This window comes from Mesorhizobium sp. B2-6-4, from assembly GCF_006441495.1.
GTDB lineage: Bacteria > Pseudomonadota > Alphaproteobacteria > Rhizobiales > Rhizobiaceae > Mesorhizobium.
In genome coordinates this window covers 1-20,757 of sequence record NZ_VFUE01000008.1, presented here as the reverse complement: position 1 = coordinate 20,757, position 20,757 = coordinate 1, and the positions used below count along the sequence as shown (strand labels likewise).

The window sequence follows — 20,757 nt, the reverse complement described above, 5'->3', positions numbered from 1 at the left end:
CGCCCTCTCGAACCGAGAGGAGGTTCAGTGTTTCGTATCGGGATCGGGACAGAGCTGCCGTACGTCCTCAGGCAGCGAGGCGCGGACCTTTCTGATCTGACCAGGGTCGATATGATGAAAGAGGACCTTGAAGACCGATTGAACCGCGGCTTTCGGGTCGACGGGACGCGTATCGTTCATGCCCTGCTCAACCGGGCCGAGAAACTCTTCAAGAGAACGGCTCTTTTGCGGCAGGCGTGACGGCTCGAACTGCTCATAGTAGGTGCCGCGCACGAGCAGCGGCAACTGCGCTCCAAGATGCGAAGCCATGTCGACCGGCAGCCGGTCCCTGACGGTGCGCAGGACGACGCCGAGCAGGTGCCAAGCGAACTGGCGATCCTGTCCGTGGTCGGCCATGATCTCGTCCAGCCAGACGTTGGTGGTGTGGGTGGTCTTGTCGAAAATCTCGAGTCCGGTAGCGCTCATCGCCGCCTCCTCAATCGAATCGCTCACCCGCAAAACCCGTCGGCAAAACCATCGGTGGCAGGGAAAGTTTCATGCCGGGCCGAAATTTCTTCGCTTCGGCAGTTCACGCGAGATGCTGCACCGGCTGTCGCAGTCGCTGTCCGACGATCACAACGGCCGGAGCGTCCGCAACGTGATCGAATAGCGATGCTCTTTCACCGGCGGTATGCTGTGCTCCCACTCGGTCCGGGCGGCCCCAGCCATCAGATATGCGGACCTCGGCTCGACCGTGACGGTTTCGCGGTCCCATTTCGCACCGTTCCTGCGGCGCAGGCGGAAACTGCAAGCAGCCAACAGCGACACTCCGGCGACAATGCCGAAGTGCGGCTTGTCGCTATGCCATCCGATGCCGGCGCCCGGTCGATATTCGTTGATCAGGACCTGCACGAAATCGGTGGCAGGCAGGCCGGCAAAGCCGGCTACCTTGTCCCTCAAGGGCAGCAAGAAACCTGGTATGGGCGGCGCCTCCATCACCTGGCGCCGCTCATAGTCGTAGCGCAGGCCGAAGCCTGCCACGCGCCTGTTCGCGAGATAGCCGTGGAAATCGAATGGCTGGAAGGACAGGCTCTCGAGCTCCCGCACCAGTTCAGCTTCCTGCGCCGGCGTGATCAGTTCGGGCAGGTAACGAAATCCTTCCGGCAAGCTGTCGGGCGCACCAAAGAGGTCGTCCTGGCGAGGGTCCGTGGGATTGCTGGATCGGGGCGATGGCATCGCCTTTAGATGGTGAAATCCGCGGCTGAGGCAAGATTTCCCCGGCCGGCTGTGTGGGGCGGCTCGCATTTGATGGGAACCTCGACTTCGCTGTCGGATTATTCAATGCGGGCGGCACGCATCGTATTTCAACCAGCTTTGCCAAGGAGAAACTCGTGCGGGCAATGCGTAGCCGGCCTGAACAAGGAGAGCTCGATCTCATCGACCGTTATTGGCGGGCGGCGAATTTTCTGTCGGTCGGACAGATCTATCTGATCGACAATCCGCTGCTGAAGGAGCCGTTGCGGCCGGAGCACATCAAACCTCGCCTGCTTGGCCACTGGGGGACCACGCCCGGGCTGAATTTCATCTACGTCCATCTCAATCGCATCATCAGGCAGCGTGATGCCGACGTGATCTACATTTGCGGCCCAGGCCATGGTGGACCGGGGATGGTCGCCAATACCTATCTCGAAGGGACCTACAGCGAAATCTATCCCGAGGTCAGTCGCGACGAGGATGGGCTGCGCAAGCTCTTTCGCCAATTCTCCTTTCCGGGCGGCATCCCGAGCCATGCCGCCGCGGAAACGCCGGGGTCGATCCATGAGGGCGGCGAACTCGGCTATGCGATGGCTCACGCCTATGGCGCCGCGTTTGACAACCCGGACCTCGTCGTGGCCTGCGTGATCGGCGACGGCGAGGCGGAAACGGGGGCGCTGGCAGCCTCCTGGCATTCGAACAAATTCCTCAATCCGGTCCATGACGGCGCTGTCCTGCCGATCCTTCATCTCAACGGCTACAAGATCGCGAATCCGACGGTGCTCGCCCGGATCGACGCGCAGGAGTTGCGAAGCTTGCTGGCTGGATATGGCTATGAACCTTTTTTCGTCGAAGGCGACGAACCGCAGGCGATGCACCGGCTGATGGCCGAAACGCTCGATACTGTCTTCGATCGGATCGATGAAATCCAGAAGGAAGCGCGCGAGACCGGCAGAGTGGATCATCGGCCCCGCTGGCCGATGATCGTGCTGAGAAGCCCGAAGGGCTGGACCGGCCCGAAGGAGCTGGATGGCAAGAAGGTCGAGGGTTTCTGGCGCGCGCACCAGGTGCCGATCACCGACCCGCGAAACGATGCAGGCCATCTCGCAGCTCTGGAAAATTGGATGCGCGGCTATCGGCCCGAGACGCTTTTCGATGAAGCGGGCAGGTTTCGAAACGAGCTACAGGCCCTGGCGCCGGACGGCGAGCGGCGCATGGGCAGCAATCCACATGCCAATGGAGGGATGCTCAAGCAGGAGTTGCGATTGCCGGATTTCCGCCACTTCGGGGTCGCGGTCCCGAAACCCGGCGGCGCAAGGGCCGAGGCGACGAAGCTCATGGGAGCGTTCATCGAGGAGGTCATACGGCTGAATGCCGATGCCCGCAATTTCAGGCTCATGGGACCGGACGAGACATCGTCCAACAGGCTGGATGCGGTCTTCGACGCGACCGAGCGCGTCTGGATGGAAAAGATCGAGCCTTATGACGAGCATCTGGCGCGCGACGGCCGCGTCATGGAGGTGCTGAGCGAACATCTTTGCCAAGGCTGGCTGGAAGGATACCTGCTGACCGGCCGGCACGGCCTCTTCTCATGCTACGAGGCGTTCATCCACATAGTCGATTCCATGTTCAACCAGCACGCCAAATGGCTGAAGGTCTCGCGTGAACTTGTCTGGCGGCGGCCGATCGCGTCGCTCAACTATCTGTTGACCTCCCATGTGTGGAGGCAGGACCACAATGGTTTCAGCCACCAGGATCCCGGCTTCGTCGATCTCGTCGCCAACAAGAAGGCGGACATCGTGCGCATCTACTTCCCGCCGGATGCCAATACGCTGCTCTGGGTCACGGATCACTGCCTGCGAACCTACAATCGGGTCAACGTGATCGTTGCCGGCAAGCAGCCGGCTTCCCAGTGGCTGCCGATGGACGACGCCATACGTCATTGCGAGGCCGGCATCGGGATCTGGGATTGGGCGGGAACCGAGCGTGGAGGGGAGGATCCCGACGTGGTGATGGCCTGCGCGGGAGACGTGCCGACGCTGGAGACGCTCGCCGCTGTCGACCTTCTTCGCCAGGCGATACCGGATCTCGCGATACGCGTCGTCAATGTAATGGACCTGATGGCGCTGCAACCCAAGGAGCAGCACCCCCACGGCCTGGCGGACGCGGAATTCGACAGGCTGTTCACGACCGGCAGACCGGTGGTCTTCGCCTACCACGGCTATCCCTATCTCATTCACCGGCTGACCTACAAACGGGCCAATCACGACAACTTCCACGTTCGCGGCTACAAAGAAGAGGGCACGACGACCACGCCCTTCGACATGGCGGTGCTCAACGAACTGGACCGTTTTCACCTAGCCATCGAGGCGATCGACCGGGTGCCGGGGCTGAGCGCCAGGGCAGCCGATGCGAGGGCCCGATTTGCCGACGGCCTGAACGAGCACACGCGCTATGTTCGCGAACATGGCGAGGACATGCCCGAGATCCGGAACTGGGCCTGGCGCGACAAAGCGGGCGCGGCGGATGGTTAAGGCTGTGCCCGCCGGGGAGTGCCGCTCGTGACCAGCGCAATACTCGCCCTCAATGCAGGCTCGTCCAGCCTGAAGTTCGGCCTGTTCGAAGCCGGATCACAGGAGGGGCCGGTGCTCACGGTGAGCGGTGCGTGCGAAGACTTGGATGACGAGCCAAGCCTCGTCGCCAAGGACGCGTCGGGCAAATCCATCTTCAAACGCGCCGTCAAGCCCGCAAGCCCGCCCGTAGAGGTTCTCCTGCGGGACTTGTTCGATGTCCTCGATCCGTATCTTGCGCAGGCTCCGCTGAGCGCGGTCGGCCATCGCATCGTCCATGGTGGCAAGCGGTTTTCGACTCCGGTCCTGCTGACCGGCGAGATCGTCGAGGCGCTCGACGCGCTGACGCCGATGGCACCGCTCCACCAGCCGGCCGGCCTGGCGCCGGTTCGTGCGATCTCCAAACTGCTGCCCGGCCTACCCCAGATCGGTTGCTTCGACACCGCCTTTCACCGCACGCTGGAGCCGCCCGTCAACCGCTATGCGCTGCCGCGCGAGTTCGAGGAAAGCGGGATCCGCCGTTACGGCTTCCACGGCCTTTCCTACGAATTCGTCGCAGGCCAGCTGCAGGCGCTTTCGCCCGGACTCCGGGGCAAGCGTTGGGTGGTCGCGCATCTCGGCAGCGGATGCAGCCTGTGCGCCATGCGCGAAGGCAGAAGTCTCGACACCACCATGGGGTTCACCGCGCTTGACGGGTTGATGATGGCCACGCGGCCGGGCGCCATCGACCCCGGCGTGCTTCTCTACCTTCAGCAGGCGCGCGGCATGTCCGTGAAAGAGTTGGAGACCTTGCTCTATCACAAGTCCGGCCTGCTCGGCGTTTCGGGAGTGTCGGCAGATGTGCGGACATTGCTTGGCAGCAAGGATCCTCGTGCGGCGGAGGCGATCGATCTCTTCACGTTTCGGATCGCCCGCGAGATCGCGGCGATGGGAGCCACGCTCCAGGGTATCGAGGCGCTGGTGTTCACGGGAGGGATCGGAGAGCATTCCTGGCAGATCCGTGAAGCGGTTTGCGAGCGCCTGCGATGGCTGGACGTGTTGCTCGACGCGAATGCAAACCGGTCGGGAAAAGGGCGGATCACCGGCGAGGGCAGCGCAGTCGATGTTTACGCAATCGCCACTAACGAAGAATTGATCATCGCCCGCCAGGTGCTGGCGACCGTGCCGATCTGACCGCTGAACTCGGTCCGCGGCGACCCGCCGGGACCATCAGGCAGGAACCTCCGGCCTTGGGGATTGTTTATGGGCCAACCAAGAGTTGATATGGAAGGACTTCCTCATGGCAAGGGAGAATCCGGCTTCCACGGCCAGCATCGCCGGCCATCCCATCCATCCGATGCTCGTGCCCATTCCCATCGCCTGCTTCGTCGGCGCATTGCTGACGGACCTGAACTACTGGCGGACGGCGGAGATGATGTGGGCGAATTTCTCCGCCTGGCTGCTGACGGTCGGGGTGATCGTCGGCGTCCTAGCCGCCATTGCCGGCTTCACCGACTTCCTGGGCGATCGCCGGGTGCGCGCACATAAAACTGCGTGGCTGCACATGCTGGGCAATGCGCTGGCGGTCATACTCTCCTTCTTCAACATGCTCATACATACCCGTGATGCCTGGACCTCGGTCCTGCCCACAGGCCTGATCCTGTCGGCGCTGGTGGTACTCATCCTGATATTTACCGGCTGGCTGGGCTGGGCCCTTGTCTACCGCCACCACGTGGGAGTGGCCGATGAAACCGTTTGATCGATCCGGCAAGCGACGCGCTTATGGTACAGGGCTTGCGTTCCTTTGCTTTGCCACGCTCGGCGCCGCGGGCTGCAGCGACGACGCCGCCGACCCAAGCACTCAGATCGGCCCCAACCCGAATTTGCCGGAGATAAAGCAATATCTGTTCCCGCCGATGCATCTTGCATCCGTCGTCGGTTGGAAGAAGGACGAAACGCCGACGGTAGCGCAGGGCCTGCAGATCCATGCGCTGGCGACCGGGCTTCAGCATCCGCGCTCGCTCTACATCCTGCCGAACGGCGATGTGCTGGTCGTCGAATCGAAGGCCCCGCCGGAACCGCCAGCCAAACGGCCGAAGGATATCGTGATGGGCCTGATCGAATCGCTTGTCACCTCGGGCGGCGATACGGGACCGAGCAACCGCATCACCTTGCTGCGTGACAGCAATGGCGACGGCGTGCCTGACGTCCGGGATGTGTTCCTCGATCACCTGAATTCGCCCTTCGGCGTCGCCCTGGTGGGAAACGACCTCTATGTTGCCAACACCGACGCGATCATGCGCTACCCCTACAAACCAGGCGACACCAAGATCACCGCGCCGGGTGTCAGGTTGACGGAATTGCCGGGCGGTCCGATCGATCATCATTGGACCAAAAGCCTCGTCGCCAGCCCGGACGGTTCGTTGCTCTATGTCGGCGTCGGTTCGAACAGCAACATCACCGAAAACGGCATCGGCGCGGAAAAGGATCGTGCCGCGATCTGGCAGGTGGACAGGGCCACCGGACGATCGCGCATTTTTGCCAGCGGATTGCGCAATCCGAACGGCTTGAGCTTCGAGCCGCAGACCGGAGCACTCTGGACTGTCGTCAACGAGCGCGATGAACTTGGGCCAAATCTGGTTCCAGACTATATGACTTCGGTGAAGGATGGCGGCTTCTACGGCTGGCCGTACAGCTATTACGGCCAGCATGTCGATCCCCGGGTAATGCCGCAGCGCCCCGATCTGGTCGCCAAGGCGATCGTTCCCGACTATGCGCTGAGCTCGCATGTGGCACCGTTGGGCATGGCCTTCTACACCGGAACCAGCCTGCCGCAGACATATCGAGGCGGCGCCTTTGTCGGCGAGCACGGCAGCTGGGACCGTCCCGGGCTGAATGGCTACAAAGTCGTCTTCGTGCCATTCAGCAGTGGCCGTCCGAGTGGCATGGCTCAAGACGTCGTCACAGGTTTCCTCAACGACCAGGAGGAGGCGCGTGGTCGGCCGGTCGGCGTTGCCATCGACAAAACCGGAGCGCTGCTGATCGCGGACGATGTCGGAAACACAGTGTGGCGCGTCACACCCTCGGGGTGATGATCGCTGCTTCAGGCATGTCGCTCTCCCGCGGGTCGGCATCAAGCTCGGTCCGCCTTTGTCCCTTTGGCAGGATGTCACGAAATATTACGTGAGGGAACGTCGGCGCCGAAATCTGCATTCTCCGGGGGAGACGACCGTCGTCTCGAAGTTGGATTGAAAGGAGAATTACCATGCCCAATCAAGGTGGTAGCCACGAGCAACATGTGAAGGCGGGCCAGCAGAGCCACAAGAACACGGAAAACAAGAACCGCCAGCAGCAACAGGCCGCAGGCAACAATGAGCGGCAACAGGGCGACGGCTCCAACATGCGGGGCGGCTCGCACGAACAACATGTAAGAGCGGGCCAACAGAGCCACAAAAACCGCTAGGGCATTTCAGCCAGGCGCGCTGACGCTCGCTCCGTATCATGACATGAGAAAGGTCCATCCCGAGGAATCGGGATGGGTTTGTGTCTACCCCGGCTCAAGGTCAGTCCGCGGGAGCTGTGTAACGGCGGCCAATGGCCTCGGCGATGGCCGCGCGGCTCTCCTGCATGTCCGTGCCGGTATCCGTTTCTATGTCCGCCACCTCGTCGGCGAGGTTCTTGTCCTTGATCTTGCTGCGGAACCATTTCGAATAGTCGCCGGCGCGCAGGTGATGTTCCCAGGTGCGATCGTCGATGCCTTCTGCGATGTGAAGGAACATCATCAGGTTCTGCGCTTTCAGGTTAAGCGCTCCGTCCGGCCCCCGGAAATAGAAGCTGTTGCCGCCAAGGTCGCCCTCGGCATATTTGCGCATGTGCCGCTTGCGAACCTGGCGGGGCCGTTCGACCTTGACCGTCCTGATCGGCTCGCCCGATGATCGGTTCCAAAACAGGACTTCGTCCTTTGGAGGCGGCACGGCGCCGTCGGGAACGTCGATGCCGGTAGCGGCACAGAAGCTTGCGACGATCTTGTCGGCTTCCGGTCCAAGCGCCAGAACGGTTTCGACGCCAGCCAGGACGTCGCGCGAAACCAGATCGGGGTGCACGGTGATCAGAATGGTCGCGGGGAGGCTCTTGGGCAGCGCGAAAGACGCGCCGTCCCGGGCCTGAGGCAAAAGATGGTGCGCCTCATCGATGATCAGCCAATGCGGTCGGCCGGTGCGCGCTCGAATGCTGGCCATGTCCGGCAGCAGCTTGGCAAAATTGCCGGGCCGTTCGGCGGTCTTCAGCCCCAGCATGTTGACAGCGACATTGTTGGTTGGCTTGGACAGAAGATCGAAGACCTCACGCGAGATCGGCGGGGTCTTGGCGTCGCCAACCACCACCACATTCTCGAGTTCCTGATAGTCGCCTTCGGGGTCGAGAACGCAAAACTGAAACCCCTTCTCGACAAAGCGCTCGGTCAACGCGGTGGCAAGCGTGGATTTGCCGATGCCGGACGTGCCGGCCAGCAGCACGCCGCCGCCATGCGGTGAAAGGTGCACCTGCGCGCCCGCTATGTCGGTTCCCACTTCCACGTGTTGGCGAGCCGTCTCCACGAAGCCGGCATCGCGCGATATGAGCTGTTCAATCAGTTCCACCACGCCGGCACCTCGAGGGCTGGCTGTGACGAAATCCGCCGTCTCCTTAACGGTCGGCAATGCGTTGGCCACGGCGACGCCGAAGCCGACGGCGCGCAGGAATGCATGGTCGTTCTCGGCATCGCCGACGCCGACGACGTTGTGGGCGGAAAACCCCAATTCCTCGAGTGCGCAGGCAAGGCCGGTGGCCTTGTTGACCCCGCTTGGCAGCACCATCACCGCGCCCTTGTTGAAGATGATCTCGAGCTCAAGTCCAAGCTCCTTGATCTCCGACAGCACGGCGGCTTCCTGTGGTTCCCAGGTGGCCACGACGCAGCGTCCGACCGACAGGGGCGCGACCCCGCGACGCTTCAGCCGGTCGACGAATTCAGCCGGAGGCGCCGGCGCCAAAAGCCGTTCCTTCTTCGAAGCGGGCGTATAGATCAACGCGCCGTTTTCGGCGACCACCCTGTCGAAGATGTCGAGTGCCGGAAAGACCCGCTCAAGATCGGCAAGCTCGCGGCCGGTCACCATGATCAGCTTGCGGCCCGTCTGCTTCAGCCGTTCGAGCGCAGCATAGGTCGCATCGGAGACGACCCCGTCTTCGGCGAGCGTGCCGTCATAGTCTGTCGCTAGGGCAAGAACATACATCCTGGATATCGTCTGCGCTTGAAACCAGACACCCCGATCGCCCGAAGGCAGCTTCGGCTGTCCGGGCTAACGATGCCGAATGGCGATGGTTCCATGCAGGGAAACGGCCCATGCAACCATATTGAAACCCAGGACTCCGCGGGTAATTTTGCCCGTCGCGCCCGATTTCCTTCAGGCCGCAACGCGACCGTGGCGGAACCAGGCAGGGTTCCCGCTGTTAACAACGCGGGCGATCAATCGGTTGCCGATGTGTGGGAGCCATGCGTGCCATGATCAACGATCCGTTGCCGGGAACTGTTCCGGCATCCCTTCCCGCGATCGACGCAAAGGCCGCCCCGACGCTCAAGAACGCCGAGGCGGAGGTGTTCTATACCGAAGCCATTCGCGAACTCGCCGCCACCGACATTCCTTTCCTTGTCGCCGGAACCTATGCGGTAAGCGCCTACACCGGCGTCATCCGTCAGACCAAGGATCTCGATATCTTCTGCAAGGCAGGCGACTTCTCGCGCATCCTGGCCCATTTCAAGCAGCTCGGCTATGCGGTCGAAATCGAGGATGACCGGTGGCTTGGGAAGGTCTTCAAGGGCACGCATTTCTTCGACATCATATTCGCCTCGGCGAATGGAACGATGCCGGTAAGTGACCAGTGGATGGAGCATGCCCGCCAAACCGAACTGCTGGGAAGCCGGGTGAGGATCGTCGGCCCGACCGAGCTCATATGGTCCAAATGCTTCATCCAGGACCGAGGGCGTCATGACGGGGCGGACATCGCCCATACGATCCTCAAGGCGCAGGACCAGATCGACTGGCACAGGCTGCTGTCCTACCTGGAAGTCCACTGGGAAGTGCTGCTGATGCAGATTCTCAGTTTCAGATGGATCTATCCGAGCGAGCGCGACCGCATCCCCACATGGCTGCTTGACGAACTGCTCGACCGCCTTGCCAAGCAGCGCCAATTGCCTTCCCCCAGAATGAAGATCTGCCGCGGGCGCCTGCTTTCGCAGACCGATTACGAAATCGACGTCAAGGAATGGGGCTTCGCCGGCGTCGGCGGTACAGGAGAATTTCGTGATGGCTGAACGGACCGAAGACGCTCCGGCGATGGAGGGCACCGCCACGATCAAGGTGGCGGCCGTTGGCGACCTGCATGTGAAGGAGGACGCCCAGACATCGTATCGCGATCTCTTCGGCGAAATGTCGCGCGAGGCCGATATCCTCGTTCTTCCAGGCGATCTGACCAATCTGGGCAAGCCCCGCGAAGCCGAGATCCTCGCCGAAGACCTGCGCGCCTGCTCTATCCCGGTGGTCGGCGTGCTCGGCAACCATGATTATGAATCCGGTGCGGTCGAGGACGTCGCGGAAATCCTGCGTCAAGCGGGCGTCCATCTCCTCGACGGGCAGACGACCGAAATAGAGGAGGTCGGTTTTGTCGGCGTGAAAGGGTTCGTCGGGGGGTTCGGTTCACGCATGCTCGGCTCCTTCGGCGAGCCGGCCATCAAGTCGATGGTCGCCGAGAGCGTCAGCGAGGCCATGCGGCTTGAGAACGCGATGCGCCAGGTTCGCGCAAAACGCACGCTTGTCATTTTGCACTACGCTCCGATCGTCGAGACCATCGCCGGCGAACCCCTGGAGATATTTCCGTTTCTGGGCTCGTCGCGGCTGGCGGAAACGATCGACCGGTTCCAGGTCAGTGCTGTCGTGCACGGCCATGCGCATCGGGGAAGCTATGAGGGCCGCACGCCCGGCGGGGCGAGGGTCTACAACGTCGCCATGCACGTTTCCAAACCGACCGGCCGACCCTATGCCTTGCTTGAAATCTGACGGAGTCGGGGCGCCGTCCCGACGGTCAGCTTACCGCTTTGATCGATTTTGCCAGTTCTTCGAGCTTGTGCGGATCGTTGCCGTGACGGCGCACGAGCTCGCGTGCCTGATTGGACGGCAGATCGGCTGTCGCCACCAGTTGCCGGACCTGTTCACTGTCGACCGCGACTTGGGGCAAGTTGCTGCCGGAAATTCTCTCGTCACCAGCCATCGTCTTTCTCCTCGATCGATGTCGAGACAACGGATTGGAAAACCGTCCGGTTCCGAAAGACGGGGCTGAAGTCGACCGGCGGATCCGATCGGCAGCGCGCCGTCTCGATCCGTGGCGGCAAGGCCGGAGGCGACCGCGAATTGGCCATGGAACAAATGACGCCGGCCAGGAGTTGCGTCCCGAATGAAGGGAGGTGATCCCGATGCCAAACCCAGGAAAACCAGATCCCAATCGCGACGTGCCGATGCCGGCGCCGACCTGGAAGCCCGAACCGATCGAGGAGCCTGATCCGGAACAACTCCCGGACGAGGCGCCTCTGCCCGATCCCGACGAGAACGAAGAGTCGCCGATGCATGCCGGCAGCCGCGTCGTCTGAACGTGCGACGCATGAATCCCGATCCCGTGGCAATGGAACCTCTTGGGCCGGCGCCATTGTCCCTCCATCGTGTTTCCATCACAGCAACGGCAAGGGGCGCTTCAACCAAAGGAGAACATCATGAAAGTTGGCAACTGCATGACGCAAGGCGTTCAGGTCGCCAGTCCGGACCAGACCCTGCGGGAGGCCGCCGCCGCCATGGCCAGCCTCGATGCCGGCGCTCTGCCCGTAGGCGAGGACGACCGGCTGGTCGGAATGATCACTGATCGCGACATCGCCGTCCGTGGCGTCGCCCAGGGTAGGGGCCCGGATACGCGGATACGCGAAGTGATGAGCGCCGAGATCAGGTACTGTTACGACGACGAGGAGATCGAAGACGTGCTCCAGCAGATGGGGGACCTTCAGGTTAGACGGCTGCCGGTGATCAGCCGTGAAAAACGGCTGGTTGGCATCATCTCGCTTGGCGATCTCACGAAAAACGGCGAGGCAGCACGAGCCGGCGAAGCGCTGAACGGCATCTCACAGGCAGGCGGCGCGCATTCGCAGACGGCACACTGACCATCGATGACATTGCGAGAGCGCTGCCCGCGTCCCGCGGGCGGCGACGGCGGCTCAGCGATCGATCTCTCCAAAGACGATGTCGAGGGAGCCGATGATCGCCGAGACGTCGGCGATCATGTGCCCCCGGGACAGATAGTCCATCGCCTGCAGATGTGCGAAGGACGGCGCGCGAATCTTGCACCGGTAAGGAACATTGCCCCCATCCGAAACCAGATAGACGCCGAACTCGCCTTTCGGCGCCTCGACGGCGGCATAGACCTCGCCCTCGGGCACGTGATGGCCTTCCGTGTAAAGCTTGAAATGGTGAATGGTCGCTTCCATGGAGCGTTTCATCTCCGCGCGGCGTGGCGGCGTGATCTTCCGGTTGGGAATTGCGACCGGTCCTTGGCCTTGCGGCGACCGTAGCTTGTCAAGACATTGCCTCATGATCCGGACCGACTGGCGCATCTCCTCCATTCGTACGAGGTAGCGGTCATAGCAGTCGCCGTTCTTGCCGATGGGAATATCGAAATCCATCTGCGGGTAGCATTCGTAAGGCTGCGCCTTGCGCAAATCCCATGCCGCGCCCGACCCACGCACCATTACGCCCGAAAATCCCCAAGCCCAGGCATCGTCGAGACCGATGACGCCGACGTCGACATTGCGCTGCTTGAATATGCGGTTTTCGGTGAGCAGTTCTTCGAGATTGTCGCAGACCTTGAGGAACGGATCGCAGAAATCCCACATATCGTCCAACAGGTCCGGAGGAAGATCCTGATGTACGCCGCCGATCCTGAAATAGTTGGCATGCATGCGGGCGCCCGATGCCCGTTCATAAAACACCATCAGTTTCTCGCGTTCGGCGAAACCCCAGAGCGGCGGCGTGAGGGCGCCGATATCCATCGCCTGCGTGGTGACATTGAGCAGATGGGACAGCAGCCGGCCGATCTCGCAATACAGCACGCGAATGAGCTGGCCGCGCTGTGGAGCCGAGATCCCGAGCAGCTTCTCCGCCGCCAGGCAGAAGGCGTGCTCCTGATTCATCGGCGCCACATAGTCAAGCCTGTCGAAATAGGGCAGGGCCTGTAGGTAGTTCTTGTACTCGATCAACTTCTCCGTGCCTCGATGCAGCAGCCCGATATGCGGATCGACGCGTTCGACGACTTCGCCGTCGAGTTCGAGCACCAGCCGCAGGACGCCATGCGCCGCAGGGTGCTGCGGCCCGAAGTTTATCGTGAAATTGCGGACCGTCGCGTCAGCCATGACGCCCTCCTTCGACCGTTGCCGCCTGGCACCGGGAATGGGACATCCGCCGAAGCACCGGGTTCTGCCCCACGCCGTCAGGTCGTGGTCTGGATGATCAGCGTCAGCGTGCCGTCGCCGTCAATGTTGGCCGCCACCACTTCGGAGGCATCAAGTCCATTCGCGGCCAGGACCGAGGAAGCTTCCGGCGATGCGCTGACCGAACGCTGCAGGACGTGAAGGTCTTCCTGGCTGGTCTGGGCAACCACGGTCTCGACCTTAGCCTTGAGGTCGGGTGGCAAGTCCGCCAATGCGACGATGGCTATGTTGGTGAATGTCTGTCCGGTGATGCCCTGGTCGGGGCCGGTCTGACCTGGCACGGCTTCCGGTGCCGGTGCGTCCGGGGGAAGGGGTGCGTTTTGGGACTGAGCATGGGCAGGCAAAGCCAGAGTGAGTGCCGCCAGGATGATGATTGCCTTGTTCATGATATCTTCCTTCCTTGTTCGAGGAGGGTCGATCGGGATGACGCGCGACAGGGACAGCAAGCCATCGCCTCGAACAGTGTTGCGTGTTCAAAGCGCGAAGTCCGGATTTGTTCCGGCTCCGGTCGAATCCGAGGCAGGGACGAGGACGCATCGCTGCCCTGCCTATGGTCGGGGACCTTTATCGCTGATCGCGTCAAACCGTTCGATGTCGTAGCGCGGACTGATCCGAGCCAGTATCTCGACGGAGGGTTTGGCCGCGTCGGGCTGTTTCCAGCTCAGCTCGAAGGAGAATACGAACCGGCCGCGCTCGATGTCGTGCTGCATTCCGAGAAAGCGCCAGCGATAGCCCAGCGGTTGAACCAGCGCGTCGAGGTCAGGCGGAACGCCGTTCGCCAACGAGATCGCCAGGATCGCATGATGGGTTCGTGGGATCCACAGATCGACCTGCTTCAGCACCTGAAGCGTTATCAACGTCAAAACCGTCCCCGCTGTGCCAAGTGCCAGTTGTCCGCCGCCGAAGGCGAGGCCGATTGCGGTCATGACCCACAAGGTGGCGGCCGTGGTGACACCTGTCACGAAGTCGCCGCGGCGGAGAATGGCTCCGCCGCCAATGAAGCCGACGCCCGTCAGCACGCCCAGCGGAAAACGCAGCACGTCCATCACACTGAACGAATCGGGGCCCTTGCCGCCCACCTCGAGCAGGATATTGGCCTGCATCATCGCGATCGCGGCCGCCAGGCCGACCAGGATGGTTGTTCTGAGCCCGGCGGTGTGGCCGCGGGCTTCCCTGTTCATTCCGATGATCACGCCGGCAACAAAAGCAAGAGCCAGGCGCAGGGCTAGGTCGGTCAAGGTTGGATGAAGCGGCATGGTCATAGCGGGGACGACTCACGCAACGGGCTCGTTCTCCAACACCGCGGAGCGTTCGATGGTTCCCTAGGTGGAAGGTGAAGCTTCTTGTCGGGTTCAGGCAACCCACGACGTCCCGGTGCGTTTGGCACAGAACGCACTCGGGAGATCTTTCCATGCCGCTCACCGCCTTTGCGCTCAATTGCACCTTGAAGGCCTCCGACGACGCCGAGAAATCGTCCACGGACCGCCTGCTGGCGGATCTGCTGGCGGCAATGGTGCCGCATGGGGTGCGCGGCGAGATTGTTCGCGCCCTCGACCATGACGTCAAACCCGGCGTGCTGTCGGACATGGGCGAGGGAGACGGTTGGCCGCAGCTCCGCAGGAAGATCCTCGACGCCGACATCTTCGTGCTGGGCCTGCCCATCTGGCTCGGCCAGCCGTCGAGTGTCGCCAAGCGCGTCCTGGAACGCATGGATGCGTTTCTATCGGAAACCGACAAACAAGGCCGGATGCCGGCCGCCGACAAGGTCGCGATCGTGGCGATCGTCGGCAATGAAGACGGCGCTCACGCCTGTCACGCGGCGTGCTTTCAGGCGCTAAACGACGTCGGCTTCACGATTCCTGCCAACAGCGGCGTGTATTGGGTTGGGCAGGCTATGGGCGACGTCAACTATGTCGACCTGCCCGGAACGCCGGAAGCCGTGGTCGAGATGATCGAAATGGCGGCTTCGAATGCGGCCCATCTGGCCAGCGTGCTGAAGGAAAGGCAATATCCCGGCGTCGGAAAGTGAAGAGATTTTCGTGGCGGCACGGAGTGCCCGTTGCCCTGACACCCTCGGCCACTCGATGGTTGCCGGGCGCCAGATCAGTGTAGGCGCCCCTGGGGTCACGTCTCGTCAAAAGGCCCGGCTCGCCTGGCCAGATCGCGCGATATGGCACCTTCCTCTTCGTCGTCGGGCAATGCCTCGTCGCTGTTCTGGTAGGCGTTGTCATCGTCCTCCTCCGGCAGGTCGCCTTCCTTCTCGACGTCGACGACGGCGTCGACGTTGTCGGACACCTTGTCTGGAAGAACCCTGCCGCCCTTGATTGCATCCCAGTCCGCCTGCTGGATTGCCGGGGCTTCAGTTTCGTCCCGTTGTTCGGATCGTTGCTTCTTGCGCGGTTCCATCTCATGTCTCCGATATGAACGGGTGCCTCATGTGGCCCCTTTGTCGCCAGTTGCATCTCTTTCCGCCGCCAGAACTCGGCTATCCTGATGGATCGTGGAATCGGAAAGGCTAACGGATAACCGCCGACCCGGCCCGTTGTTCCTCTCAGTGGGATCGGTTGGTGTTCCGCCTTGGGCCTGGGATGCAGCATCGCGGGGTAGCCGCCGCATTCGCGCAACCAATCCCGCATTACCTCGTTTTGCCTTTGAGACCGGCCCTTGAACTTTACCAATTGGAAATCTCAGAGACACTCAAATGAACCCTTCAGCCGAGCCCCGATCACCGTCGGGAAACAATCTCCATATTCAGCCTTTCCATGGAACGGTGACTGTCAGATTCTCCGACGCCATCATCGCCTCCACCGAACATGCGCTGCAGGTCCAGGAAACGGGGAGGGATCCTGTGTTCTACATCCCGTTCCAGGACATCTATTTCGACCTGCTCGAGAAAACCGATACCACCTCGATATCGCCAAAAGGCACTGCGAGCTATTGGCGTGTGCATGCCGTTGGCGGATCGGCGGATGATTTCATGTGGGCGTATGAAGAGCCCGCGGCGCCTGTCCGGGTGCTTGCTCGCCATGCCGCCTTCGATCCCGGCAAGGCTCGCATAGACGCCGATCCCGCTGAAGACGAGCGCCACACGCCTCACATAGTGGAATAGCAGGGCAGCGGCAGGATCTATCCAAGGGAACCGATTCCATTGGGTTGTCGTGCGATGACACCGGCCCAGGTCGCCTTCACGCTGCGCGGTCTTCGTCGAGAATGCGCAGGCCCTCTTCAAATTTCGCGAGAGGAATCCCGGCCCGGCGCGCTTGCCACAGGTTGTCGGCCAGATCGGCACGCTTGACCGCCCGCGCCAGGGGATTTGACGCAGCCCGGCGCACGAAAGCGATTTCGTTCTCGCCAGGCCTCTTCGTCAGTGCATCGACCGCGGCGACAATCGAGGGGCCAAACCCCGCCGATTTCAGCCTTGTCCTTGTCCAGCCTTCCCCTTTTTCGAGGACGTCATGCAGATAAGCCACGATCTTCTGGTCAAGGGTTTCGACCGTGTCGACCACGCGCCTGCAGTGTTCGATATAGGGTTGCCCGGTCTTGTCGGTCTGCGATCGATGCGCGTCCTCGGCAATCTTGGCCGCGCGGTAGAGCATGCTCATTGCCAGCCTCCCTTCATTCAATCTGTTCGAACCCGCATTGCCGGGGCGCCTTGTCCGGCCGCCATCGCAGCAGTTTCGTTCCATGGCGAAACCGATTGCCGGTGACATGATCGAAACGGACTTCGACCACCAACTCCGGCCGCACGGGCTCCCACTCCCCGCTGCGTTCGGTGCTCCAGCGGCTCGGCCCGCCGGGAGCCTTGCCGGTAAAGCCGGGTCCGCCTCTCAGGTTCTCGAGCTTCGCGGTAATTTCTGCCCTGTCGTCCTTGCCGATCGTCGACGTAAACCCGACATGGTCGAGTTTGCCGTGGTCGTCATAGAGACCGAGCAGCAGGGATCCGACCTGGCTGCTGCCCGTCAGGTAGCGGAACCCGCCGACGACACAGTCCGCGGTGCGCAGCCGCTTCACCTTGATCATGGTGCGCTCGCCCGGCCGATAAGGGTCCATCAGCAGTTTGGCGACAACTCCATCGGTGGAGCCGTGGCCGGCCTCGCCCAGCCAGCGCCTGGCGGTGGTCACGTCGGTGGTGCGCGGCGACAACCGCAACGAGGAAACGCCCGACCTCATGACGAAGCGCTCGATCGCGGCCCGTCGTTCCGTCAAGCTCTTGTCGAGCATGATCCCCCCGTCCGGATCGGCGAGAATATCGAACAGGACGAGACGGGCCGGGGTTTGCGCGCTCAGCATGCGAATCCTGCTTTCGGCAGGGTGAAGCCGCATCTGCAAGGCCTCGAAGGAAGGATCGCCATTCACTTCGATGACTATCTCGCCGTCAAGAACGAAAGACTGGGTATCGAGATCGCGCAACAGTGTCGTTATTTCCGGAAAATACCGGCCGAGCGGCTTGCCGGACTTGGCCCTGAGATCGACGCTTGCGGTGCCTTTGAAGGCCAGGCAGCGGAATCCGTCCCACTTCGGCTCATACTGCCAGAGACCGTCGTCGCCCGGCAGTGCGTCGGCCGCCTTGGCCTCCATGGGGCGGGTATCCAAAGGCAGCGGAAAAGCAGCGGCCACGGCTTCTACCACCGCTCTTCGGCGTCGTGGTGCGGCAGGTCCACACCGCAGCATGTCCATCCGAGCCGTTGCGCGGATCCGTAATTGTAGCGTGGCTCGAGATCGGCGGGATCGTCGAAGGTTCCGACATGCAGGGCGATCTCATCCGGCGATGCATCGTAGGCCAACGCGACGGGCGATCCGCAGTCGCGGCAGAAGCTTCTTTGTGCAATGGGTGATGACCTGCGGCAGAAAGGCTTGTTGGAAAGCCATTCCAAGCTGGCTGATGGTACCCACGCCAGGACTGCGAACGCACTGCCGGTCGAGCGTCGGCACATGTCGCAGTGGCAATAGTGAGTGCGCGGCCTGGAGATGGTGCGATAGCGGACGTTGCCGCACAGGCATCCCCCGGTTCGTTCTCTCATTTCTTGCTGCGCGACCATTGGCCGATCTCTCGAACCTCGATGCTGGTCAACGTTCCACCGATGATGTGGTTTCCGAGAGCCCGAGGGGAACGAGTTTCGCTGCCTCGCGTTTGGTCGGCACTCGAGAAACTGGGGACTAGCGCAAGGATGTCGACTTGAACGGAACCCCTATCCGGCTGGCATGTGCGTTCAGGTATCCGTCCCTGGCCGCCTTGTGCCGGCTCGACGCCGAAGACGACAAAGCGGGTCGCTGCTGATGTCGGCTCCGGGTCTGGCATATGGACCTCTGGGCGATCATTGTGCCCATCTGTGTGTCGACATGCAGCGGCTGTTCGCCGAGCCGTCGGAGTGGGCGACACCCTGGATCACCCGTGTCCTTCCCCGGATCGTCAGCCTTGCCGAAAGATATCCTTCACAAACGATCTTCACTCGCTTCCTTCCGGCGCGACGCCCGGGGCAGGGCACCGGCACCTGGAAGCGGTACTATGAACGCTGGGCATCGATGACCATCGACAGGATCGGCGAGGAGATGATCGAACTCCTGCCGCCGCTGGCGGCATGCTGCCCGCCGGCGATCGTTGTCGACAAGCACATCTACTCACCGTGGCCCGAAGGGCATCTGCACACGCTGCTTTCATCCCGCCGGATCGACACTCTCGTCATCACCGGCGGCGAGACCGACGTCTGCGTTCTGGCGACAGTGCTTGGCGCGATCGATATCGGCTACCGCGTGGTTCTGGTGACGGATGCCCTGTGCAGCTCTTCGGATGCAACACACGACGCGCTGATGACCGTCTATCATCAGCGGTTCGCGCAGCAGGTCGAAACGGTCGAGATGGAGACGGTTCTTTCCAACTGGACCTGATCTCGAAGCAATGTCCAGGTCAGGCGCTCAGGTCGATCAAGGCGATGCCGAGATCGGCGTGTTTCGTGCGGCGCAGATGAGCGGGGGACTCGACCAGTGTGACCTCCAGGGTCGGTCGCACCACGCCGCCCAGCAGATGTCCGCCCCGCGTCGCTCCGTCGCTCAGTCCGAGCACGGCATGCAGGTGGAGGCTGGGCTTGCCGTCATCGCCCAAGGCAATGTCGCCGATCGCGCTGAGAACCTCGCACTGCTCGTTGACCGGTATCTTGCGATAGTCCTTTGCCTCGAAATCGAACCAACCGACCGCTGCTCGCTCGAACGCGCCGAGCGCGGTCAGCGATGCGCCGTCGATCTGTTCTTCGCTGGCAAAGGCAGTGAGCACGCCAATCGCCTCTTCGCCAGGCTCGAGCACCACCACGAAGGTCCTCTGTCCCGCGACTTTCGAAACCAGTTTCGATTTCATTGCCGTTGTCCTGTGGCCAAGGTGCAGAAACCTTGGCGGTGAATTTTCAGGCCGGCCCACTTATTCGAACGAACCGTTCGCGTCCCGGTTCCATATTGCGGCAGGCGCGCGGCGTCGAAGCGGCCGGCAGTATCCGCCCGAACGCCTACCCCTCAGCCTTGAAGTTCTTGGCTTCCTTTTTCACCTCTTTCCTGTCGTTGTCGTGCTTGCGGATAAGATCTTTCGCCTGCTTGGGCGAGACGTCGGTCGTTTCGGCCAGATGCACGGCTTCGCGATCTTCGTCTTGTGGCCGGATCTTTTCCTTGGCCATCGGTCTGTCTCCTTTTTTCCGTGTCATGGGACGTAACCAGACAAGCGCCGCCCGGTTCCATGAAACTGCCTTGCTCGAAGGAGCGCCTGCCTCGGTAGAAGCTATTTCGCGGAGGAACTCGACTTGGGAGAGCGCAGCAAAAGTGCGAGCGGCACGAGCAGGGCGGTCGCGATCGCGGAGTAGCGAAACAAGTCCACGTAAGCCAGAAGCGTCGCCTGCCGGCCTATCGTCTGGCCAATCCAGCCGACCGCCTGGACTTTCGCCTCGACCGCGGGCGAGCCCTGAGCGACGAAATAGTCAGTCATGCGCCGAAGCATCTGCTGATAGACAGGCGAGGACTGCGCCGTGTTGCCGATCAGATGGGTCTGATGCAGTTGTGCGTTCTGCGCCACGACGGTGTTGGAGAGCGATACGCCGACGCTGCCGCCGATATTGCGGGCGACATTGATCAGCGCCGAGGCCTGGTTGGTCTTTTGCGGCGGCAGGCCGACATAGGCGGCCGTCGAAATGGGGATGAACAGGAAGGGAAGCCCTACCGTGATGAAAATGCGGGCATAGGTGAAATAGCTGAAACCGGCATTCGGCGACAGTGAAGTCAGGTGCCACAATCCCACGGCAACCGCCGACATGCCGATCATGATCAGGTATTTCGGCTGCACGAAGCCGGAGGCGAAGCCGGAAATCGGCATCAGCATCAGCATGGCGATGCCGCCAGGCATCATCGAAAGTCCCGAAAGCGTCGCGGTGTAGTCGAAGGTGG

Annotated in this window: 25 protein-coding genes and 1 pseudogene; 12 read left to right on the top strand and 14 right to left on the bottom strand. The window is 62.0% G+C overall.

Annotated elements, in window-relative coordinates; all coding sequences use genetic code 11:
* Nucleotides 1–24: 24 nt before the first annotated feature.
* On the bottom strand, nt 25–465 hold the full coding sequence (locus tag FJ426_RS12600; protein WP_140560359.1) for a DUF2267 domain-containing protein: 441 nt from the start codon (nt 463–465) through the stop codon (nt 25–27).
* Between the two features lie 147 nt (nt 466–612).
* The gene (locus FJ426_RS12595) at nt 613–1,215 is read right to left on the bottom strand and encodes an alpha-ketoglutarate-dependent dioxygenase AlkB (protein ID WP_140560360.1); all 603 of its coding nucleotides are present in this window, start codon (nt 1,213–1,215) and stop codon (nt 613–615) included.
* 164 nt (nt 1,216–1,379) lie between these two features.
* Between FJ426_RS12595 and FJ426_RS12590 the strand changes: the two genes are divergently transcribed.
* From FJ426_RS12590 to FJ426_RS12570, 5 genes are all read left to right on the top strand, one after another.
* The gene (locus FJ426_RS12590) at nt 1,380–3,767 is read left to right on the top strand and encodes a phosphoketolase family protein (protein WP_140560375.1); all 2,388 of its coding nucleotides are present in this window, start codon (nt 1,380–1,382) and stop codon (nt 3,765–3,767) included.
* 27 nt (nt 3,768–3,794) lie between these two features.
* The gene (locus tag FJ426_RS12585; protein ID WP_140560361.1) at nt 3,795–4,976 is read left to right on the top strand and encodes an acetate/propionate family kinase; all 1,182 of its coding nucleotides are present in this window, start codon (nt 3,795–3,797) and stop codon (nt 4,974–4,976) included.
* A gap of 106 nt (nt 4,977–5,082) precedes the next feature.
* Entirely contained in the window at nt 5,083–5,541 is a 459-nt protein-coding gene (locus FJ426_RS12580; RefSeq protein ID WP_140496157.1) for a DUF2231 domain-containing protein, read from the top strand.
* Nucleotides 5,528–6,874: a sorbosone dehydrogenase family protein gene (locus FJ426_RS12575; RefSeq protein WP_140560362.1), complete on the top strand. Its 1,347-nt coding sequence runs from the start codon at nt 5,528–5,530 to the stop codon at nt 6,872–6,874. The genes FJ426_RS12580 and FJ426_RS12575 overlap by 14 nt, the downstream gene beginning before the upstream one ends.
* A gap of 173 nt (nt 6,875–7,047) precedes the next feature.
* The gene (locus FJ426_RS12570) at nt 7,048–7,245 is read left to right on the top strand and encodes a hypothetical protein (protein ID WP_140496155.1); all 198 of its coding nucleotides are present in this window, start codon (nt 7,048–7,050) and stop codon (nt 7,243–7,245) included.
* Between the two features lie 100 nt (nt 7,246–7,345).
* On the opposite strand, the gene FJ426_RS12565 is transcribed toward FJ426_RS12570, so the two are convergent.
* Nucleotides 7,346–9,049: an HAD family hydrolase gene (locus FJ426_RS12565; RefSeq protein ID WP_140825221.1), complete on the bottom strand. Its 1,704-nt coding sequence runs from the start codon at nt 9,047–9,049 to the stop codon at nt 7,346–7,348.
* Between the two features lie 269 nt (nt 9,050–9,318).
* On the opposite strand from FJ426_RS12565, the gene FJ426_RS12560 reads away from it, so the two are divergent.
* Together FJ426_RS12560 and FJ426_RS12555 are read left to right on the top strand one after the other, a co-directional pair.
* Nucleotides 9,319–10,128, top strand: coding sequence for a nucleotidyltransferase family protein (locus tag FJ426_RS12560; protein WP_140496153.1), 810 nt, complete (start codon nt 9,319–9,321; stop codon nt 10,126–10,128).
* Nucleotides 10,121–10,870, top strand: coding sequence for a metallophosphoesterase (locus FJ426_RS12555; RefSeq protein ID WP_140496152.1), 750 nt, complete (start codon nt 10,121–10,123; stop codon nt 10,868–10,870). The genes FJ426_RS12560 and FJ426_RS12555 overlap by 8 nt, the downstream gene beginning before the upstream one ends.
* A 25-nt stretch (nt 10,871–10,895) precedes the next feature.
* Here the strand turns inward: FJ426_RS12555 and FJ426_RS12550 are convergent, their stop codons facing one another.
* Nucleotides 10,896–11,081, bottom strand: coding sequence for a hypothetical protein (locus tag FJ426_RS12550; RefSeq protein WP_140496151.1), 186 nt, complete (start codon nt 11,079–11,081; stop codon nt 10,896–10,898).
* A gap of 202 nt (nt 11,082–11,283) precedes the next feature.
* Here FJ426_RS12550 and FJ426_RS12545 point away from each other — a divergent pair, with 202 nt between their 5' ends.
* The gene (locus tag FJ426_RS12545; RefSeq protein ID WP_140825220.1) at nt 11,284–11,457 is read left to right on the top strand and encodes a hypothetical protein; all 174 of its coding nucleotides are present in this window, start codon (nt 11,284–11,286) and stop codon (nt 11,455–11,457) included.
* A 120-nt stretch (nt 11,458–11,577) separates the two neighbouring features.
* Nucleotides 11,578–12,015, top strand: a complete 438-nt coding sequence (locus tag FJ426_RS12540) for a CBS domain-containing protein (protein ID WP_140496149.1) — start codon at nt 11,578–11,580, stop codon at nt 12,013–12,015.
* Between the two features lie 54 nt (nt 12,016–12,069).
* Here the strand turns inward: FJ426_RS12540 and FJ426_RS12535 are convergent, their stop codons facing one another.
* The 3 genes from FJ426_RS12535 to FJ426_RS12525 all read right to left on the bottom strand — a co-directional run bounded on the left by FJ426_RS12535 (nt 12,070) and on the right by FJ426_RS12525 (nt 14,600).
* A complete protein-coding gene (locus tag FJ426_RS12535; protein ID WP_140560363.1) occupies nt 12,070–13,260 on the bottom strand; it encodes an NADH-quinone oxidoreductase subunit D in 1,191 nt (396 codons plus the stop codon).
* Nucleotides 13,261–13,337: 77 nt separating this feature from the next.
* Complete coding sequence (locus tag FJ426_RS12530) at nt 13,338–13,724, bottom strand: hypothetical protein (RefSeq protein WP_140513581.1); 387 nt, start codon at nt 13,722–13,724, stop codon at nt 13,338–13,340.
* 162 nt (nt 13,725–13,886) lie between these two features.
* Complete coding sequence (locus FJ426_RS12525) at nt 13,887–14,600, bottom strand: MgtC/SapB family protein (protein WP_224655833.1); 714 nt, start codon at nt 14,598–14,600, stop codon at nt 13,887–13,889.
* Between the two features lie 149 nt (nt 14,601–14,749).
* Between FJ426_RS12525 and FJ426_RS12520 the strand changes: the two genes are divergently transcribed.
* Complete coding sequence (locus FJ426_RS12520; protein ID WP_140560364.1) at nt 14,750–15,367, top strand: NAD(P)H-dependent oxidoreductase; 618 nt, start codon at nt 14,750–14,752, stop codon at nt 15,365–15,367.
* A gap of 95 nt (nt 15,368–15,462) precedes the next feature.
* On the opposite strand, the gene FJ426_RS12515 is transcribed toward FJ426_RS12520, so the two are convergent.
* Nucleotides 15,463–15,744, bottom strand: coding sequence for a hypothetical protein (locus FJ426_RS12515; protein ID WP_140513579.1), 282 nt, complete (start codon nt 15,742–15,744; stop codon nt 15,463–15,465).
* 364 nt (nt 15,745–16,108) lie between these two features.
* Here FJ426_RS12515 and FJ426_RS12510 point away from each other — a divergent pair, with 364 nt between their 5' ends.
* A complete protein-coding gene (locus FJ426_RS12510; protein ID WP_318013600.1) occupies nt 16,109–16,447 on the top strand; it encodes a DUF427 domain-containing protein in 339 nt (112 codons plus the stop codon).
* A gap of 76 nt (nt 16,448–16,523) precedes the next feature.
* Here the strand turns inward: FJ426_RS12510 and FJ426_RS12505 are convergent, their stop codons facing one another.
* From FJ426_RS12505 to FJ426_RS12495, 3 genes are read right to left on the bottom strand one after another with little or no spacing between them, the layout of a single operon-like run.
* Nucleotides 16,524–16,940: an HD domain-containing protein gene (locus FJ426_RS12505; RefSeq protein WP_140560366.1), complete on the bottom strand. Its 417-nt coding sequence runs from the start codon at nt 16,938–16,940 to the stop codon at nt 16,524–16,526.
* A gap of 13 nt (nt 16,941–16,953) precedes the next feature.
* Complete coding sequence (locus tag FJ426_RS12500) at nt 16,954–18,009, bottom strand: ATP-dependent DNA ligase (RefSeq protein WP_140560377.1); 1,056 nt, start codon at nt 18,007–18,009, stop codon at nt 16,954–16,956.
* Nucleotides 17,961–18,377: a GFA family protein gene (locus FJ426_RS12495; RefSeq protein WP_140556685.1), complete on the bottom strand. Its 417-nt coding sequence runs from the start codon at nt 18,375–18,377 to the stop codon at nt 17,961–17,963. The genes FJ426_RS12500 and FJ426_RS12495 overlap by 49 nt, the downstream gene beginning before the upstream one ends.
* A 238-nt stretch (nt 18,378–18,615) precedes the next feature.
* Here FJ426_RS12495 and FJ426_RS12490 point away from each other — a divergent pair, with 238 nt between their 5' ends.
* A complete protein-coding gene (locus tag FJ426_RS12490) occupies nt 18,616–19,224 on the top strand; it encodes an isochorismatase family cysteine hydrolase (protein WP_140522250.1) in 609 nt (202 codons plus the stop codon).
* Between the two features lie 19 nt (nt 19,225–19,243).
* Here the strand turns inward: FJ426_RS12490 and FJ426_RS12485 are convergent, their stop codons facing one another.
* The 3 genes and pseudogenes from FJ426_RS12485 to FJ426_RS12480 form a co-directional block, all read right to left on the bottom strand.
* Entirely contained in the window at nt 19,244–19,687 is a 444-nt protein-coding gene (locus FJ426_RS12485; protein WP_140522248.1) for a PPC domain-containing DNA-binding protein, read from the bottom strand.
* Between the two features lie 145 nt (nt 19,688–19,832).
* On the bottom strand, nt 19,833–19,997 hold the full coding sequence (locus tag FJ426_RS31340) for a hypothetical protein (protein ID WP_181165226.1): 165 nt from the start codon (nt 19,995–19,997) through the stop codon (nt 19,833–19,835).
* A 101-nt stretch (nt 19,998–20,098) separates the two neighbouring features.
* A pseudogene (locus FJ426_RS12480) lies at nt 20,099–20,757 on the bottom strand (EmrB/QacA family drug resistance transporter); the annotation flags it as partial.